This is a genomic window from Pantoea coffeiphila (assembly GCF_016909495.1).
In the GTDB taxonomy this organism is placed as follows: Bacteria; Pseudomonadota; Gammaproteobacteria; order Enterobacterales; family Enterobacteriaceae; genus Erwinia; species Erwinia coffeiphila.
The window spans coordinates 438,627-455,583 of the sequence record NZ_JAFBFW010000004.1 but is presented as its reverse complement, the minus strand read 5'-3'; the positions used below and the strand labels follow the sequence as shown (position 1 = coordinate 455,583).

General features: G+C 56.7%; 17 protein-coding genes. 6 read left to right on the top strand and 11 right to left on the bottom strand.

What is annotated here, in order from left to right:
* The first annotated feature begins 9 nt into the window (after positions 1-9).
* Positions 10-681: an esterase gene (gene ypfH, locus JOE09_RS15600; protein ID WP_205066410.1), complete on the top strand. Its 672-nt coding sequence runs from the start codon at positions 10-12 to the stop codon at positions 679-681.
* Positions 682-786: 105 nt separating this feature from the next.
* Here the strand turns inward: ypfH and JOE09_RS15595 are convergent, their stop codons facing one another.
* From JOE09_RS15595 to JOE09_RS26310, 5 genes are all read right to left on the bottom strand, one after another.
* Positions 787-975 carry a YpfN family protein gene (locus tag JOE09_RS15595; RefSeq protein ID WP_105593265.1) on the bottom strand — a complete coding sequence of 63 codons (189 nt, stop codon included), beginning with the start codon at positions 973-975 and terminating at the stop codon, positions 787-789.
* A gap of 18 nt (positions 976-993) precedes the next feature.
* The gene (dapE, locus tag JOE09_RS15590) at positions 994-2,121 is read right to left on the bottom strand and encodes a succinyl-diaminopimelate desuccinylase (protein WP_205066409.1); all 1,128 of its coding nucleotides are present in this window, start codon (positions 2,119-2,121) and stop codon (positions 994-996) included.
* Between the two features lie 2 nt (positions 2,122-2,123).
* The gene (locus JOE09_RS15585) at positions 2,124-2,498 is read right to left on the bottom strand and encodes an ArsC family reductase (protein WP_205066408.1); all 375 of its coding nucleotides are present in this window, start codon (positions 2,496-2,498) and stop codon (positions 2,124-2,126) included.
* A gap of 133 nt (positions 2,499-2,631) precedes the next feature.
* Positions 2,632-2,868 (bottom strand): AEC family transporter, encoded by a 237-nt coding sequence (locus tag JOE09_RS15580; RefSeq protein ID WP_205066407.1) that lies wholly within the window; start codon positions 2,866-2,868, stop codon positions 2,632-2,634.
* On the bottom strand, positions 2,865-2,987 hold the full coding sequence (locus JOE09_RS26310) for a hypothetical protein (protein ID WP_275584429.1): 123 nt from the start codon (positions 2,985-2,987) through the stop codon (positions 2,865-2,867). Before JOE09_RS26310 ends, JOE09_RS15580 begins: the two co-directional genes overlap by 4 nt.
* 511 nt (positions 2,988-3,498) lie before the next feature.
* Between JOE09_RS26310 and JOE09_RS15575 the strand changes: the two genes are divergently transcribed.
* Entirely contained in the window at positions 3,499-3,693 is a 195-nt protein-coding gene (locus JOE09_RS15575) for a hypothetical protein (RefSeq protein WP_105593268.1), read from the top strand.
* Positions 3,694-3,870: 177 nt separating this feature from the next.
* Positions 3,871-3,930 carry a protein YpfM gene (ypfM, locus tag JOE09_RS15570; protein ID WP_101505280.1) on the top strand — a complete coding sequence of 20 codons (60 nt, stop codon included), beginning with the start codon at positions 3,871-3,873 and terminating at the stop codon, positions 3,928-3,930.
* 93 nt (positions 3,931-4,023) lie between these two features.
* On the opposite strand, the gene acrD is transcribed toward ypfM, so the two are convergent.
* From acrD to narQ, 3 genes are all read right to left on the bottom strand, one after another.
* Positions 4,024-7,137 carry a multidrug efflux RND transporter permease AcrD gene (acrD, locus tag JOE09_RS15565; RefSeq protein WP_205066406.1) on the bottom strand — a complete coding sequence of 1,038 codons (3,114 nt, stop codon included), beginning with the start codon at positions 7,135-7,137 and terminating at the stop codon, positions 4,024-4,026.
* A 232-nt stretch (positions 7,138-7,369) separates the two neighbouring features.
* Positions 7,370-7,999, bottom strand: coding sequence for a response regulator (locus JOE09_RS15560; protein ID WP_105593270.1), 630 nt, complete (start codon positions 7,997-7,999; stop codon positions 7,370-7,372).
* Entirely contained in the window at positions 7,996-9,747 is a 1,752-nt protein-coding gene (gene narQ / locus JOE09_RS15555; RefSeq protein WP_205066405.1) for a nitrate/nitrite two-component system sensor histidine kinase NarQ, read from the bottom strand. Before narQ ends, JOE09_RS15560 begins: the two co-directional genes overlap by 4 nt.
* Positions 9,748-9,995: 248 nt before the next feature.
* On the opposite strand from narQ, the gene JOE09_RS15550 reads away from it, so the two are divergent.
* The 3 genes from JOE09_RS15550 to nudK all read left to right on the top strand — a co-directional run bounded on the left by JOE09_RS15550 (position 9,996) and on the right by nudK (position 12,773).
* Positions 9,996-10,271, top strand: a complete 276-nt coding sequence (locus tag JOE09_RS15550) for a YdgH/BhsA/McbA family protein (protein ID WP_105593272.1) — start codon at positions 9,996-9,998, stop codon at positions 10,269-10,271.
* Positions 10,272-10,617: 346 nt separating this feature from the next.
* Entirely contained in the window at positions 10,618-12,084 is a 1,467-nt protein-coding gene (gene ansP, locus JOE09_RS15545) for an L-asparagine permease (RefSeq protein WP_205066404.1), read from the top strand.
* 110 nt (positions 12,085-12,194) lie between these two features.
* On the top strand, positions 12,195-12,773 hold the full coding sequence (nudK, locus tag JOE09_RS15540) for a GDP-mannose pyrophosphatase NudK (RefSeq protein WP_205066403.1): 579 nt from the start codon (positions 12,195-12,197) through the stop codon (positions 12,771-12,773).
* Between the two features lie 58 nt (positions 12,774-12,831).
* Here the strand turns inward: nudK and JOE09_RS15535 are convergent, their stop codons facing one another.
* From JOE09_RS15535 to JOE09_RS15525, 3 genes are read right to left on the bottom strand one after another with little or no spacing between them, the layout of a single operon-like run.
* Entirely contained in the window at positions 12,832-13,782 is a 951-nt protein-coding gene (locus JOE09_RS15535; protein ID WP_239553106.1) for a Csu type fimbrial protein, read from the bottom strand.
* A complete protein-coding gene (locus tag JOE09_RS15530) occupies positions 13,779-16,163 on the bottom strand; it encodes a fimbria/pilus outer membrane usher protein (RefSeq protein ID WP_205066402.1) in 2,385 nt (794 codons plus the stop codon). Before JOE09_RS15530 ends, JOE09_RS15535 begins: the two co-directional genes overlap by 4 nt.
* Before the next feature lie 2 nt (positions 16,164-16,165).
* Entirely contained in the window at positions 16,166-16,951 is a 786-nt protein-coding gene (locus JOE09_RS15525) for a fimbrial biogenesis chaperone (RefSeq protein WP_205066401.1), read from the bottom strand.
* Between the last annotated feature and the right edge of the window lie 6 nt (positions 16,952-16,957).

The window sequence follows — 16,957 nt, the reverse complement described above, 5'->3', positions numbered from 1 at the left end:
GAGAGCATCATGAAATATGACCACGTTGTAGTACATAGCCCGTCGCTTCCGGCCACTCAGCTGTTTTTACTGTTTCACGCAGCCGGGGATAAACCGGTGGCGATGGCACAGATCGGTACTGAGTTTGCCAAAGCCTTCCCGCGGGCGCAGGTGGTCAGTATTGGCGCGCCGGATAACCACTGGTATCCCGCGTCAGGCAGCGAAGATGAGCAGGCCCGCGTAGCCGCCGTGCTGCCCGGTTTTATCGACGCCGTGCGTCAACAGCAGCGGCAGAACGGCGTGCGTGCCGAGGCCACCGCGCTGATTGGTTTCGCCCAGGGCAGCACGATGATCCTTGAGGCCGTTGCTCAGCGCCCGGATCTGGCCGGTCGGGTTGTGGCCTTCAGCGGTCGCTATGCGGCTCTACCGCAGAAAGCGAGTACGCGGACCTCGATCCATCTGATCCACGGTGATAATGACGTGACCGTTCCGCTGACGCATGCGGTTGATGCGCAGGAGCGATTAACGGCAATTGGCGGTGACGTCACGCTGGATATCGTTGACGATTTGACCCACGCCGTAGACGACCGGGCAATGCAGATGGCGCTTGAGCGGCTGCAGTTTACCGTGCCGCGCCGCTACTTTGATGAAGCGCTTGGCGGCGGGCGGCCGGGTGATGATGATGTGATTGCGCTGATGTAATGCTATTCAGCAATACGGAGTCATGAGCATGTCAATAGCGGCTCTGGAAGCAATTCCAGAGCCGTTTCGTGAGTGATGCAGATAAATTAGTGAGTGAAAGGCAGGTTACTTCTTCTTCGGCCAGTCGTCTTCATCATCCCATTTGTGATTGAAGTCGCGATGCGGTGGCAGTTCTGGCTTATTTTCCAGGAACTTTTTATGGTCGATACGCTTCAAGTCCTTATAGACGTTCATCAGAATGCCAACCATTAGCAGGATCACCAGGATCCACCAGTACTCTTTAAAAAATTCCATATCCTCACCTCAGAACGCTTACGCGATCAGCTGTTCCATAATGCGCTGGTACATACGGCTCAACAGCTGGAGATCGGCGGCCTTCACGCACTCGTTGATTTTGTGAATGCTGGCGTTCACCGGTCCCAGCTCCACCACCTGAGCACCCATGCGGGCAATAAAGCGCCCGTCGGACGTACCGCCGGTTGTTTCAAGCTGTGGCCTGATTTCATTATAGTGCTCAACCGCGTTAACCACCGCATCAACCAGCTTGCCGCGTGAAGTGAGGAACGGCTGACCGGAAAGTTTCCACTCAACGCTGTAGCGCAGCTGGTGGCGATCGAGCAGTTCCTGTACTCGCTGTTTGATTAGCTCATCGGTCAGTTCGGTGCTGAAGCGGAAGTTGAACTGTACGAAAAAGTCACCTGGGATAACGTTGTTGCTGCCGGTTCCCGCCTGCACGTTGGCAATCTGCATACTGGTAGGGGGGAAGAACTCATTGCCGCGATCCCACTCAGTGGCGACCAGCTCGTTCAACGCAGGCATTGCACGGTGCACCGGGTTATCGGCGAGGTGCGGATAGGCAACGTGGCCCTGCACGCCGTGGATGGTCAGGTTAGCGGTAATCGAGCCGCGACGGCCGTTTTTCACCACGTCACCCACCACTTCAGTGCTGGAAGGTTCGCCGACCAGGCAGTAGTCCAGGCGTTCGTTGCGCGACATCAGCGCCTCAACCACCTTAACGGTGCCGTTGGCGGCGCTGGCTTCTTCATCGGAGGTGATCAGGAAGGCCAGGCGACCTTTATGTCGCGGATGTGCGGCAACAAATCGCTCGGCGGCAACAACCATCGCCGCCAGCGAACCTTTCATATCTGCGGCACCACGGCCAAACAGCATGCCGTCGCGAATAGTGGGTTCGAACGGAGGATTGATCCAGCGGTTGGCATCGCCGGTTGGGACCACATCGGTGTGTCCGGCAAAGGCCAGCGTTTCGCCCTGACCGCGCCACGCCCAGAAATTCAGGGTATCGCCAAAGTTCATTGGCTCAACGGTAAAGCCCAGCGCCTCAAGGCGAGCAATGAGAATAGCCTGACAACCGGCATCATCCGGGCTGAGGGAAGGGCGACGAATAAGCTGCTGCGTCAACTCAATGACCGGACAATACATAATTAACACTTCTCCTGAATAAACTGCTGATACGTGGCTTCACTGAAGCCCAGCAGCATAGAGCCGTCTGGGGCGCAGAGCAACGGGCGTTTAATGATTGCGGGCATTGCCAGCATCAGTTCCTGTGCGGCTGCTGCATTATTCACCGTTTCACGCGTGGCTTCATCCAGTTTGCGCCAGGTGGTACCGCGCGTGTTCAGCAACGGCTCCCAGCCGAGAACGGCAATAAACTGGCCCAGCAGCGCCGCGTCCAGCCCGTCGGCACGGTAATCATGGAACCGATAGTCGGTATTGTTGGCTTCCAGATATTTGCGCGCTTTTTTAATGGTGTCGCAGTTTTTAATGCCGTACATGGTCAGCGTATTTTCAGAGGTCATAAAACTCTACCTGTCATCGGTAAACGTTCAAAAAGGTATTATTCCACAGAATCACGCTGTTGGGATGGCGGAATCGCTATATGTATCAAGGATTGCCGTCCGAAAAATCCATCGGGCGGCCGTTGAAGCGCACTTACCCAATAAGATAAATACAGAGCGAAAGCGTAATCAGCGCGCAGGGCGTGGTTGCCGCACCCAGCATGGTCAGAAACTGCAATAAAGCGGCAGGAAGTTCAGCCCCGGAAACGCCCCAGCACGCCCTCAGAATAGGCGAGACCACCAGCGGGTTTTTACACAGTGAAATCAGCACTTTTCGCGCCGCCTGATGCCAGCTGCTTTCCGTTTGCAGCGCAACTTCAATGCAGATCACCGACAGGGAAAACGGTTAAGCTCGGAGGCCGCCGTGGCTCCCAGACGCAGGGTTTTACGGCAGACATAGCCAATCAGGATCAGGGCAAAAATAGGCAGCAGGACGTTGATGACAATCATTAACTCAGGTATCCCTGAAAAATCAAAATACTCAAATAAAAAACTGCACCTTACTCCGTCGGATAACCAACGTTTGGGATGCAGTCCATGTAGCGTGCTTTCCTAAGAATTAATTGCTCAGGTCGGAACCGTTAGAGGCAATGACCTTTTTATACCAGTAAAAGCTCTTCTTGCGCGAGCGCGCCAGCGATCCATTCCCCATATCGTCCTGATTAATCTGCTTTACCATCGGCGTTCAAACCGAGGTTGGCTGGTAACGATTAACAGAAGGGGCAACGAATGCTGAGCAAACCGCCGGTACGGTTATCGGTGGTTTTCTTCCTCTGTTAATCAATTCCTTATCGCAGATCGGGGGCACGCAGAACTTTTGGTGCCCAGAAGTCAAACTCAGACATTCGTACCCTTCTGTTTTTTGTGGGATTCATCTATATTCGGAAGAATGCAAAGCAGGATAATAGCTGCGAGCAAATCATCTTCAGGGTGAAGACCCATTTTCAGGAGGAGGGGAACTATGAACTATTTGAAAGAGTCCGCGGTACATGCGGTAGAAGAAACCCAGTCCACAATTATTCTCACGCGGAAGAAAAAGACCCGCTGTGAGGAGTTTGCGCACGTCGTTGAAGCGGTGATGCGGGACTATCCTGATGCCAAAACGCATATCGACAGCGAAAGCGGCGGTTACGATAAGATCATCATTCTGAAATAACCGGGCTCATGGCCCCAGAAGGGGCCAACGTTAGCCGTTGATCAATTTGTGCACTCCAACACAATTCCCGCAGAATTCTGCTATCAATGGTTTCCCCGATAGCTGTAAATGAGATCTCCGTCTATTCTTCTCGCCAGATTGCTTCTAAAATAGCCCCACAAAAAAAGAGAGGCTATGATGATCGACTTGGAATTAGGGAACTGGAAAGACTTTATCGAAGCAATGTTACGCAAGTAATTCGCTCTGTTAGAGAGAAGCATGGTGGCAAACCAATCCGCTTTATCTTCAGTAACCCATATTAAAAAAGGCAGCCATTCGGCTGCCTTTTGCTTATTTTAGCTTTTCTTTCAGCGGGAAGCGTCGCCGCACCAGCATGAAGAATAGCGGCACAAAGAAGATGGCCAGCACCGTGGCTGAAATCATTCCGCCCATCACCCCCGTCCCTACCGCGTGCTGGCTGCTGGAGCCCGCACCGCTGCTCGTCGCCATCGGCAGCACGCCGAAGATAAACGCCAGCGAGGTCATCAGGATCGGGCGCAGGCGCTGGCGGGAAGCCTCAAGCGTGGCTTCGATCAGATCGCTGCCGCGCGTGTTCAGCTCGTTGGCAAATTCAACAATCAGAATGGCGTTCTTCGCCGACAGCCCGATCACCGTTAGCAGCCCGACCTGGAAGTAAACGTCATTTTCCAGCCCGCGCAGCCAGGTCGCCACCAGCGCGCCAATCACTCCCAGCGGAACGACCAGCATGACCGAGAACGGGATAGACCAGCTTTCATACAGCGCGGCCAGGCAGAGGAACACCACCAGCAGCGAGAGAGCGTACAGTGCCGGTGCCTGTGCCCCGGTCATACGCTCCTGCAGCGAGGCACCCGTCCACTGAAGGCCGATACCGGTTGGCAGCTGACTGACCAGATTTTCCATGATATCCATCGCCGTACCGTTACTCACGCCTGCGGCGGATTCACCGACAATTTCGACCGCCGAGTAGCCGTTATAGCGTTCCAGACGCGGCGATCCGGTTTCCCAGCGCGAGCTGGCAAAGGCGCTGAACGGCACCATCTGCCCGCTGGTGTTTCTGACGTACCATTTATTAATGTCATCCGGCAGCATGCGGTACTTCGCTGCGGCCTGAACGTAAACCTTTTTCACCCTGCCGCGATCGAGGAAGTCGTTAACGTAGGTGGAGCCCCAGCCGGTTTGCAGCGTGCTGTTAATATCGTCGAGCGATACGCCCAGTGCCTGCGCCTTGCGCTGGTCGATATCAATGCGCAACTGCGGGCTGTCATCCAGTCCGTTGTGGCGCACGCGAGTCAGCGACGGGTTATTTTTCGCTTTCTCCAGCAGCGTGTCGCGGGCGCTCATCAGTGCCTGATGGCCGAGCCCGGCATGATCCTGCAGCTCCATATCGAAACCGGCCGAGTTGCCCAGCCCGGTAATCGCAGACGGGCTGCTGGCGATCACCCGTGCTTCGGTGATGTTTTCAAAGGCTTTGGTGGCGCGTTCAATGATCGCAAAAGAGGAGTTCTCACTGCCTGCACGCTCCTTCCAGTCCTTCAGGCGGACGAAAAGACGCGCGACGTTTTGCCCGTTGCCGCCGGGGCCGGCACCAACGGTGGCGAACACGGAAACCACGTTATTTTTCTCAGAGGTCAGATAGTAGTGTTCAACTTTCTGCACCACCTTCATGGTTTGCTGCAATGTGGAACCGGAAGGCAGCTGTACCTGGGTGGTGAAAATCCCGCGATCCTCCAGCGGCAGGAATGAGGTGGGCAGGCGCAGGAACAGGAACGCCATAATCGCCATCAGCGCCAGATACAGCACCAGCCAGCGTCCGCCTTTAGCCAGAATGCGGCCAACTCCGCGCTCGTAGCGTTCGGCGTTGCGGTTAAACATGCGGTTAAACCAGCCGAAGAAGCCACGACGGCCGTGATGATGCCCCTGCGCCAGCGGTTTAAGCAGTGTTGCGCACAGGGCAGGGGTGAGGATCATCGCCACCAGCACCGACAGCACCATCGCCGACACGATGGTGACCGAGAACTGGCGGTAGATCGCCCCGGTGGTGCCGCCAAAGAAAGCCATCGGAATAAACACCGCCGACAGCACCAGCGCAATGCCGACCAGCGCGCCCTGAATCTGCCCCATCGACTTACGCGTGGCTTCACGCGGCGACAGGCCTTCCTCACTCATTATTCGTTCAACGTTTTCCACCACCACAATCGCATCATCCACCAGCAGACCGATGGCCAGCACCATCGCGAACATAGTCAGGGTATTGATGCTGTAGCCGAAGGCGTAGAGCACGCCGAAGGTGCCGAATAGCACCACCGGCACGGCAATGGTCGGGATCAGCGTGGCGCGGAAATTCTGCAGGAACAGGTACATCACCAGGAATACCAGCAGCACCGCTTCAAACAGGGTTTTCACCACGTCTTCAATGGATGCTTTAACAAACGGCGTGGTTTCAAACGCGATTTTGGCTTCCAGTCCGTGCGGGAAGTAGTGCGACAGTTCGTCAAGGCGGGCGCGGACCAGGGTATCCGTTTGCAGTTCGTTAGCGCCGGAAGCCAGCTTCACGCCCAGCCCGGAAGCGGCCATGCCGTTATAGCGGCTGAGGTAGTCATACTTCTCAGCACCCAGCTCCACCTGGGCCACATCGCCCAGTGTCACCACCGAACCGTCAGTGTTAACGCGCAGGGTGATATCGCGGAACTGCTGCGGGGTTTGCAGCAGCGACTGGGAATTGACGGTGGCATTCAGCGCCTGCCGATCAACGGACGGCAGCCCACCGAGCTGACCCACGGCAACCTGGCTGTTTTGTGATTCAATTGCGCTGACCACATCGCCAGTGGTCAGCGAATAGTTAATCAGTTTATTGGGGTCCAGCCAGATGCGCATCGCGTACTGGGAACCGTAGGCATCCACCTGGCCAACGCCGTCAATACGGCTCAAAGGGTCCTGAATATTACTGGCCACGTAGTCAGAGATATCCTGCTTGTCCATGCTGCCGTCGGTGGAGACAAAGGCCACCATCAGAATATTGGTATCCCCGGTTTTATTCACCGTTACGCCCTGGGACTGCACGTCCTGAGGCAATTTTCGCAGCGCGGTTTGCAGCTGGTTTTGCACCTGCTGGCGCGCTTCATCAGGATTGGTGCCCGCTTCAAAGGTGAGGGTGATGGTGGCCTGGCCGGTATTGCTGCTCTGCGACGACATGTACATCAGGTTGTCGATGCCGGTCATATTCTGCTCAATGACCTGAGTCACGGTATTTTCCAGCGTTTCAGCAGAGGCACCGGGGTAGTTTGCGGTAATACGAACGTTAGGCGGGGCCAGGTCGGGGTACTGTTCTACCGGCAGCGACATAATCGCCAGGCCGCCGGTAAGGCAGAGAATAATCGCCAGCACCCAGGCAAAAATGGGGCGGTCGATAAAAAAGTTCGCCATTGCAAGCTCCGCAGCTGATTATCGGAATAGAAAGAAAAAGAATTCACCAGCCAGATCCGTTTGGCGCTGAAATGAGGCGTCCGGTGCGGAGCGGATTTATCAACCGATTCAACAGGCTCCATCGATTCACCACTTTACCTGCCTGGCCGATCTAAATCGTGGAGAAATTGAGGAGAAAGTGTAAATTAGCGTGGAAAATTACAGGGGATTATTTACTTCCTGACGCATTGTGTCACTGATGAGACTCCAGCCAGAGCACGGTGGCGGCAACCCGCGAGCGTACGTTAAGTTTACGCAGCACGCTGCGGATATGTACTTTGACCGTTTGCTCGGAAATCGACAGGTTCTCAGAGACTTCTTTATTCGACAGGCCGCGCGCCACCTCTTTCAGCACGTCCAGCTCACGAGCGGTGAGGATCGCGAAAGGATCGCCCTGCCAGGCACGGTTTTCCCGCCAAAGCTGCATGGTGTCGCTGAATGCCTGCCCGCCTTCGGCAACATTAATAATCTGCGCCAGCATCTGCTCGGGTTCACCATCTTTCAACAGGTAGCCGTCAACGCCCGCATCGAGCAGGGTAAAGAAGTCGCTGCGGCTGTCGGAAACGGTCAGGATCACCACCCGGCAGGGGATCGATTCACTCCGCAGTATCTGCAATGTCTCCAGACCGGAAAGCCCCTTCATATTGAGATCCAGCAGCACCAGATCCGGCTGTATCTGCCGCGCCAGCGTCAGCGCTTCCGTGCCGTTACTGGCTTCCGCAACCACCTGAAAACGGCTGTCCAGCTGCAAGAGCTGATGCAGACCGCGACGCATCAACGGATGATCGTCAACGATTAATACGCGAATAACAGTGTCGTTCATACTTCACTCCCTGAATGTGCGGATGAGGGTATCGGGCCTGCTGCGGCAGGTAATACACTCTCTGTGGCCGGCATAAATTGCAGTGCAACGCAGGTGCCACCGGTTTCGCCGCGCGTGATACTGAGCGTGCCGTTAAGCCTTGCTGCCCGCTCATGCATGATGGTCAGCCCGTAGTGGTCCGGAGGTTCCTGCTGGCTGGCAATACCAACACCATCGTCCACAACGGTAATGTTCAGCTCGCCCTGGTCATCACGACGGGTAACGACGGTTATATGTTGTGCATGAGCGTGACGAATGGCGTTCAGCAGCGCTTCGCGAACGATTTGCAGCACGTGGATCTGCTGCTGGGCCTGTAGCTGCCCGTCAATATCGCACTGTAATACAATCGGCGCGTCGCTTTGCGGGCGCAAAGGCAGAATCACCTGCTCAAGCGCCCGGGAAAGGCTGGCGGGTTCAATCGTCAGGCGGAAGGTGGTCAGCAACTCACGCAGCTGACGGTTGGCGGCTGTCAGCGCCTGTTCAAACTCGGCTACCACCGTTTGTGCCTGCGTGGCGTGCGGTTCAAGCGTTCGTTTCAGGCGCGCAATCTGAATACGTAAAAACGTCAGTGACTGGGCCAGTGAATCATGCAGTTCGCGAGCAATTGTCGCACGCTCCTCAAGCAGCAGCAGCGTTTGCACCTGCTGCTGCGCCTGCCAGAGTTCGAGTGCGTGAACCAGCAGAGAAGCGACCCCCTGCATCAGTCGCGGTTCGCTGCTGTGCGCCTGCCAGCGCAGCAGGCCACACGGCTGCGGCTGGTGGCTGAGGTAGAGAGGAATGGAATGCCACGGCAGTTGCGTATCGCTGTGCCCGGCGCTCAACACGCCAAAGTCAGGCACGGAAAACTCTATACAGTTAAGGCGCTCATGGCGCAGCACCAGCGCCAGCGTGAGTTGAAAAGCTTCGCGGCCTTCCACACTGCGGCTGAGCCGCTGCGAGCAGGCATACAGCAGAGTGAGGCGTCGATTGGCCTGAGTAAGGCTTACCGTTTTTGCCCGTACCGTTTCTGACATCGCCGTCCATGACTTTTCCAGTTCACCGGACATGCGCGTGAAGGCGCGCGCCAGTACGCCAAGCTCATTGTCGAGCTCGGTACTCAGTGGCGGCAGTGTAAAATGGGTCTGTTCAACGGCTTCGCTGGCGCTGAGTAGCTGCCTGAGCGGCCCGACGATTTTTAACCGAATATGGCGCAAGGTTACAATCACCAACAGAGCAATGGCGGTGAATCCCAGCAGGCAGGTCAACGCCACGATGCGCATTTTCAGCTCTGCCCAGTGCTGCAACGCCAGTACAAAATGGTCAATCTGCGCCACGGAATGAATAATCCGCGCAACATGTTCAGCGTTAACCTGCGGGAGGTTGGAATTCAACGATGGCTGTAGTTGCTGCCAGGAATAGAGCAGATCGTGGTAGCGCTGGCGGACGGCATCCGGCACATAAAACCGGTCAAGGGATTGTAATGCCGGGGCCAGCAGCGTTTGCTGATACTGATTGATATGTTCAGACTGCTGGGCGGAATAGGAGGTGATGTCCCACGCCAGCCGATAGCTTTGCATCCGCAGTGAACCGGCCAGATTAATGGCTTCCGCATCGCGCAGGCTGCCCGACAGCGTCAGCAGCGCCAGTCCACTGGAACAAATCGACAGCAATACAATAGCGAATAGCGTACGCGCGATGCTGTGGGTGACGGAGCGTTTGACTGATGGCATGCATTTATCCTTAATTTGCGTAGGGATATTGTAACCAAAGAACCGTTGTATCTGAAGCCACCCTGCAACATGATTCATTTTCTGTTACATCCGGCTTGTTCATGCACATTCCCTGACATTAGCTGGCGTAACGCTACGCTGTGCTGACAATGCTTTAAAGCTTTTACCCACGGCTCACTCTGCTTTTCATTGTATTGGTAATAATTAGCTCCGTAACTAACCCGTACCGTTTGAGGAGCACCAACAAAATGAACAAGACCATACCCGCACTAATCGCGGCGACCTTATTAGCTGCGACCTCTTTCTCTACGCTGGCTGCAACGCCGGTTGACGGTAGCCAGGCCATGAATATGCAAAGTATCGGTAGCGTCTCCGTTTCCGGTGTCCGAGGTTCGCTGGATGATGCAACCCATCAGCTGGCGAAAAAAGCGGAAGAGCAGGGCGCCAGCCACTATCGCATCGTTAGTGCTGACACCCCGGGCGACTCCAGCCTGTGGAGCGGTACCGCAGAGATTTATCGTTAACGTTTTACCCTTGAATACCCCTGTACCACCCCTGTCCCTGTGTAGTCCCTGTGTAGTCCTTAGTGCCATCACTAGCCGGTCGCAAATTGTGACCGGTTTTTTTATGCGCCACTCGACAAAAATTACAAAACCTCACGATTTCTCCCGCAGATTTTTTGCGTCGACCTGACAGAACGGTTAGGATGCCTCGCCGCAATTTCCCGCGTGTCTTTAAATATAACTACAGTGCATCGGGTAAGTACTCAAAGTTGCAGCAACCGACGCAATCGTTTGGTCGGGGCATAAAAATAACAGGATACCAGGACGGGTAACCGCATCACTTGTGGACAGGACAATAGGATAGAAAATGAAAGCTGATAAAGTATCTGGCGCAGAAAAACGCGCTGCCAAAAGACGTTGGTTAAATTCGCAGGATTCTGGCTATAACAAAGCGATGGACAATCGTCACGTGCAGATGATTGCTATCGGTGGCGCAATCGGTACGGGCCTGTTTCTCGGTGCCGGTGCGCGTTTACAGGTTGCCGGTCCGGCGCTGGCCATCGTCTATTTAGTCTGTGGTATCTTCTCCTTCTTCATTTTACGCGCCCTGGGTGAGCTGGTATTACACCGCCCGTCAAGCGGCAGCTTCGTTTCTTACTCTCGTGAATTCCTCGGCGAAAAAGCCTCTTACGTTGCCGGCTGGATGTACTTCGTCAACTGGGCGATGACCGGTATCGTCGATATCACCGCCGTTGCACTCTATATGCACTACTGGGGCGCATTCGGTGATGTACCGCAGTGGGTCTTTGCCCTCGGCGCGCTGGCTATCGTCGGCACCATGAACATGATCGGCGTACGCTGGTTCGCGGAGATGGAGTTCTGGTTCGCGCTGATTAAAGTGCTGGCGATCGCCATCTTCCTGGTGGTGGGCGTGGTGTTCCTCGGCAGCGGCAAGCCGCTGGACGGCAACGCGACCGGTTTCCACCTGATTACCGATAACGGCGGAATGTTCCCTAACGGCCTGATGCCGGCGCTGGTGCTGGTGCAGGGCGTGGTCTTCGCCTTCGCCTCTATCGAGCTGGTGGGTACCGCCGCCGGAGAGTGCAAAGATCCGAAAACCATGCTGCCGAAAGCGATCAACAGCGTGATCTGGCGTATCGGCCTGTTCTACGTCGGTTCCGTTGTACTGCTGGTACTGCTGCTGCCGTGGAATGCCTATCAGGCAGGCCAGAGCCCGTTCGTGACCTTCTTCAGCAAACTTGGCGTGCCTTACGTTGGCAGCATCATGAATATCGTGGTTCTGACCGCCGCGCTGTCGAGCCTGAACTCGGGCCTCTATGCAACCGGTCGTATTCTGCGCTCCATGTCGATGGGCGGTTCTGCACCGCAGTTCCTGTCTAAAATGAGCCGTTCGCAGGTGCCGTATGCCGGTATCCTGGTGACCGTCTGCGTTTATATCGTTGGCGTGTATCTGAACTACATCGTTCCTGCCAGCGTGTTTGAGATCGTTCTGAACGTAGCGGCACTGGGCATTATCTCTTCCTGGGCCTTTATCGTGGTGTGCCAGATGCGTCTGCGTAAAGCGATCAAAGAAGGGAAAGCGGATGACGTCAGCTTCAAGATGCCGTGGGCGCCGTTCACCTCCTGGCTGACGCTGCTGTTCCTGTTCAGCGTGCTGGTGCTGATGGCGTTTGACTACCCGAACGGTACCTACACCATCGCGTCGATTCCGCTGATCGCCGTCTGGCTGATTGTTGGCTGGTTCTTCGTGCGTAAGCGCGCGCAGTCGCTGTCGGAAGAGCAGCACGCCGCAGCGGAAAAACTGATGAAGTAACCCCGCTGTTTCCCGGTCGGCGCTGTTTTCAGCCCGGCCGGTGTTTCAGATAGTTTTCCCTCCCTACCCGTTCTATGATGACAGGCTCCTGATACCTTCACGGAGCCTGTATGTCCGCCAAGATCGACATCATTAAAAATAAAATCCTGTCAGAAAACTGGTTTGTCCTGCGCAACTTCACCTACGATTTGACCGCGAAAGACGGAGCGGTGATCCGCCACAAGCGCGAAGTTTACGATCGCGGCAACGGGGCGACGATCCTGCTCTACAATCGTGAGAAAAACAGCGTGGTGCTGACTCGCCAGTTTCGCATTGCCACCTGGGTGAACGGCAATCCCGATGGCATGCTGATCGAAACCTGCGCCGGACTGCTGGATAACGACTCCCCCGAGGACTGCATTCGCAAAGAAGCCATTGAAGAGACCGGCTACGCGATCGGCGAGGTCGAAAAGCTGTTCGAGCTGTTTATGTCGCCCGGTGGCGTCACGGAAGTTGTCCATTTCTTCGCGGCAGAATACAGCGAGTCCCAGCGCGACAACGCCGGTGGCGGCGTTGAGGATGAAGACATCGACGTGATGGAAATCCCTTTCCCCGATGCCTGGGCGATGATCAAAGATGGCCGCATCAAAGACGGCAAAACCGTCACGCTGCTCCAGCACGCGCTGATCGCAGGCTGGCTCCATCTTTAACGCTCACGCGCATCGCCTTTAACAGGCTGGCTCCACTTTTAACGAACTCGCATTGCCTTCAATAGGTCACCGTCACGGTGACCACATCGCTATAGGTTCCCGCCGGCGGGCTGGTCTGGGTCGGGTTAATCGTTGCCGTATAGTTAATGGTTTGCGAGGTGCCGCTGCCGGTCTGGCTAAGATTATTGGTGCTGGTCCAGGCCGCTCCCCCGGCTTGATAAAGCTGATACTGCAAATAGTTATTACCGGTGGTGCTGACCATCTGCCGCCAGTCGCCGCTGGTGGGAGTGGCGCTGGCCAGATTGACGCTGTAGCTGGCATTCAGCGTGCAGCGGACGCTCAGCGCGCTGTTAACGGTTTTGAACTCGGAGGGCAGGGCGGCGGAAGCAAATGCCACATCCGGCGCGCTGTCGATGTAGCAGTCATTGATTACCGTCACCGTCACGGTGATGGTTGAGGTGGCATCACCGGTGGTGTAGGCGCACAACCCCAGCACGCCAAGAAAACAGATGCTGTAATGCCAGTTAATCGTCAGCGTATCGGTATAGACGCCAGCAGGGATGTTGATCCCGGCGCTCGACCGCAGATACAGAGGCAGCGTGCTGTCCGGGGCATTAAACAACCCGAGCAGCCCCAGCAGCGAACGTTCGGTCCAGGTAATGGTGCTGCCGATGTTATAGGTGGTGCCGCAGGCCGCATCTTTACACAGCGAATAGGGGATCGCGGCACCGGTCGCGCTGTACAGCTGCGGCGACGTCCCGACGGGATGCTGCGAACTGCTGATGGTGGCGGTAACGGTGTTTTCTGCCAGCAGCGACACCAGGCTGCCGCTGGTACAGGCGAAACCGCTGCCGGTCGTAATAGTTTGCGCACTGCTGGCAAAGGTGAAGGCGCTGATGCCGCCAAAGGTCGAGGTACTCGATGAGGCGCTGCAGGCCGCATAGCTCAGGCCGCTGCTCAGCAACAGGAGGCTGGCTAACAGAAGTCGCAGGATCGGGTGCATTTTCATGGCTGTTTTTCCGCTGAAGAATTGTCCGGGCAGACAAAAGTGGCGAACAGGGGCGATGTTTTACCCGATGCATTTATCTTAAAGTCGTGACGGCAGCTCCCCTGCGGCAGCTTCACGACAATTTCATTGCTGGCTGCCAGTCCGCTAAGCCAGACTTTGCCGCCGTAGCCGACCAGGGTGGTTTGCCCGCTGTGGGTTTCGATCACCGGCGTCCCTACGGGCAGCGGCTGCTGCTGTGCATCGAGCAGCGTCAGGCTGGCTGAACGCACCGTGGTCACCGGGAATTTCACCAGCGTGCCGCTGCCTTCTCTCACCGCCACGCGGGATTCAATCTGCGGAAGCGAGGCATCCAGCGGCAGATCGAGCGGATCGATAGCCACTTTCGACGGATACCATGCACTGACCCAGGGGATAAGCAAGTGGCCGCGATCGTCGGTTTTTCCGGTCAGCTGATTTTCATAGGTGACCGGAACGTCGGGATAGCCGTCGGTACTGACCAGGATAAAAGCATCATTGACCTTGTTGGTAGCAAACAGCGCGTTATCCATCCAGATAAGGGAACCGCTAAGATCGGCCCACTGGCTGTTATTGTTTGATTCGCCGTAAACGCCGCCGCTTAACGTGGCCTGGCTGAACTTCCAGCTGGCGTCGGCCTGATAGTAGTCGCTGTTACCGTTGGCGTAGGCGAGGTTCCAGCCCAGTCCGCCGCTGACCGGCGCGCTGCGGTTAAAGTTAATGCGCTCGCTGTAGTCGCCGCTGGTGCTGCGCTGTACGCCGGTGCTCAGGCTGGCACCCGATTCCAGCGGTACGATCACCTGCACCTGCGCATTATAGCCCTGCTCGCCGAGGGTTTTGTTCAGCGCCAGGTAGAGGCTGCTGGAGCCCCACAGGCTGCGGCTCCATGAGAGGTTTGCCAGCCGGGTACGACTGTTGTCGCTGGCGCGAATATCGAAGTAGCCCAGGCCGACGGTGCCGCCGCCCGCGCCCAGCGGCGCGAAGCTCAGCGTGGCCTGATCCGCCTGGCGGCTGAGCTGGGTGGCGGTTTTCCATGTACTGATATCAGTGTAGTTTTCACTGCGCTGCAGGTGCTGCATCGCCAGACCGAAATAAGAAGTGTAATAGGAGTAGCCAACCACGTACTGGTTGCCGCTGTCATCCGCCCGGCTCTGGCTGACCGCGCTACTCAACGTACCCCAGCGGCCCACCGCTACATCGCCGCCGATACCGCCAAGCTGAAGCCCCGGGCGGCCTTCCGCGTGCAGAGACAGAGTAAAACTGTTATTCAGGCCATAGCGCCAGATGCCGCTGGCTGCCGCATCGCCGTAGTCTGCGCTGCGGATGCCGTAGTTTTGCCGCAGTGCGCCCGCGGTTAAATCGAAATCGCTCAGCCCTTCGCGCAGCAGCTGGTTGGAGACATAAAATGGCACGCTGGTGGAAACCTGGCGGCCCAGCGCATCGGTGGTCACCACCGTGGCTTCCCCGGCACCGTTGATATAGGGCACGTTGGTGAGGGTAAATGGCCCGGCGTTGATACTGCTGCTGCTGGCCTTGTAGCCGTTAATAAACAGATCGACGCTGCCGGGCAGGGCGGCGTTGCCCGACCAGTTGATCAGCGGGTAGGTCACCAGATCGGGGCGCACGCTGAAGTTACGCGCCACGCGCAGCCCGCCAAGCCGGGTTGAGTTGCTCCAGGTCAGCGAGTTGTTGATCACATCACCCGCCTGCCAGGCAATCATATTGGCTTCATCGTTGTACTTCCACAGCGTGTCGTAGCGCAGATAGCCATCGGCGGCATCGTCGCTTTTCCCCGACCACCAGCTGCGCCAGGTGCCGGTATTGGACAATGCACCTGCGGTGCCGAACAGGCGCTGTTCCAGCCAGGTTGCGGTGTAGCTCTGGCCATTTTCACTGTGCAGGCTGTAGCTGTCGTAGTTCAGCAACAGGCCGGTAGAGCTTTGCGCAGGGGTAAAGCCAAGCAGGCTATTACCCGATATTTTCTGCAGCGGCAGCCAGTCGTCCGGCACCGTCAGCACCAGCTGCTGTTGCGTACTGTTATAGCTGGTTTTCACCTCGGGCAGCTGAGTGACGTCAATCAGCCCGGTCTGGCCGCCAATGCGAACGTGGTTCCGCGTCAGCGCTCCTGCCTCAACCAGATAGTGTTCGCCGCGCGCCTGTACCGGGACGATCTGGTCGTCCGGCTGGCCGTTCACTACCAGCGTCAGATAGAGCGTATAGCTGTCGGTATTGCTCATCGCCCTGGGTGCGGCGGGGATGGCATCATATTCAGCGGCATACAGGCCGCGGGCATCCGGCATCAGGATGATTGCTATCGCCACCGTCAGCCGGGTCAATTTCAGGGCGGCAGGGGTGCGTTTTCTCATACTTAGTTCGCGGCCTGAATGGCCACCGGAGTCGTATTATCCGCCAGCTGAGCGTAGAGGGTTTGCCCACCGGAAGGCTGGCGCTTAGCAGGCAGCGGGAACGACATCTTTTGCCCCGGCAGCACATAACCCAGGAAGCCCTCGGACAGCCGCAGTGAGGCCTGCTCCGGTTTATTACTGCTGCCCCAGAATACGTTACTCAGTCGGGCATGAACCACGCCCTGATTACGCACGGTGAGCCAGGTTTTGCCCTCGCGTTGGCTCAATGTCCAGCTCAGCTGCGGGCGGGTGGCCGTGCTGGCATCGCGTTTGCGATCGGTGCGTTCCTGGGTCCACAAACCTTCACCGTCCAGGAACAGCGGCAGCAGATAGCGCATTTGCAGCTGAAGCCCGGCATGTTCCTGCATCTCTTTCGGCAGCGAGCCGGGCAGTTCATCAATCACGATACGGTAGGATTGTTCACGACCGGCCGGAACGGTCACGGTGCGCATCAGGCGAATAAGCTGGCGTTTTCCCGGCTCGACGGTAGCAAAAGGCGGACTGGCAATGACATCCTGCTGATCGGCGTAGCGATCGCGCTGATCCTGCTGCTGCCAGCCCAGTACACGAACCTGTAGGCTGACCGGATAGCTGCCGCGATTCTCCAGCCACAGCGCAGACCCCTGCTGATCGGCTTCAATTACCTGGTAAACCGGCCATACCAGAACCGAGCTGGCGGCCAGAGCAAATTGTGGACACAGCGCGGTCAGCCAGAGCGCGCAAAATAACAACCCTGTTTTGAGTTTCATGTTTTT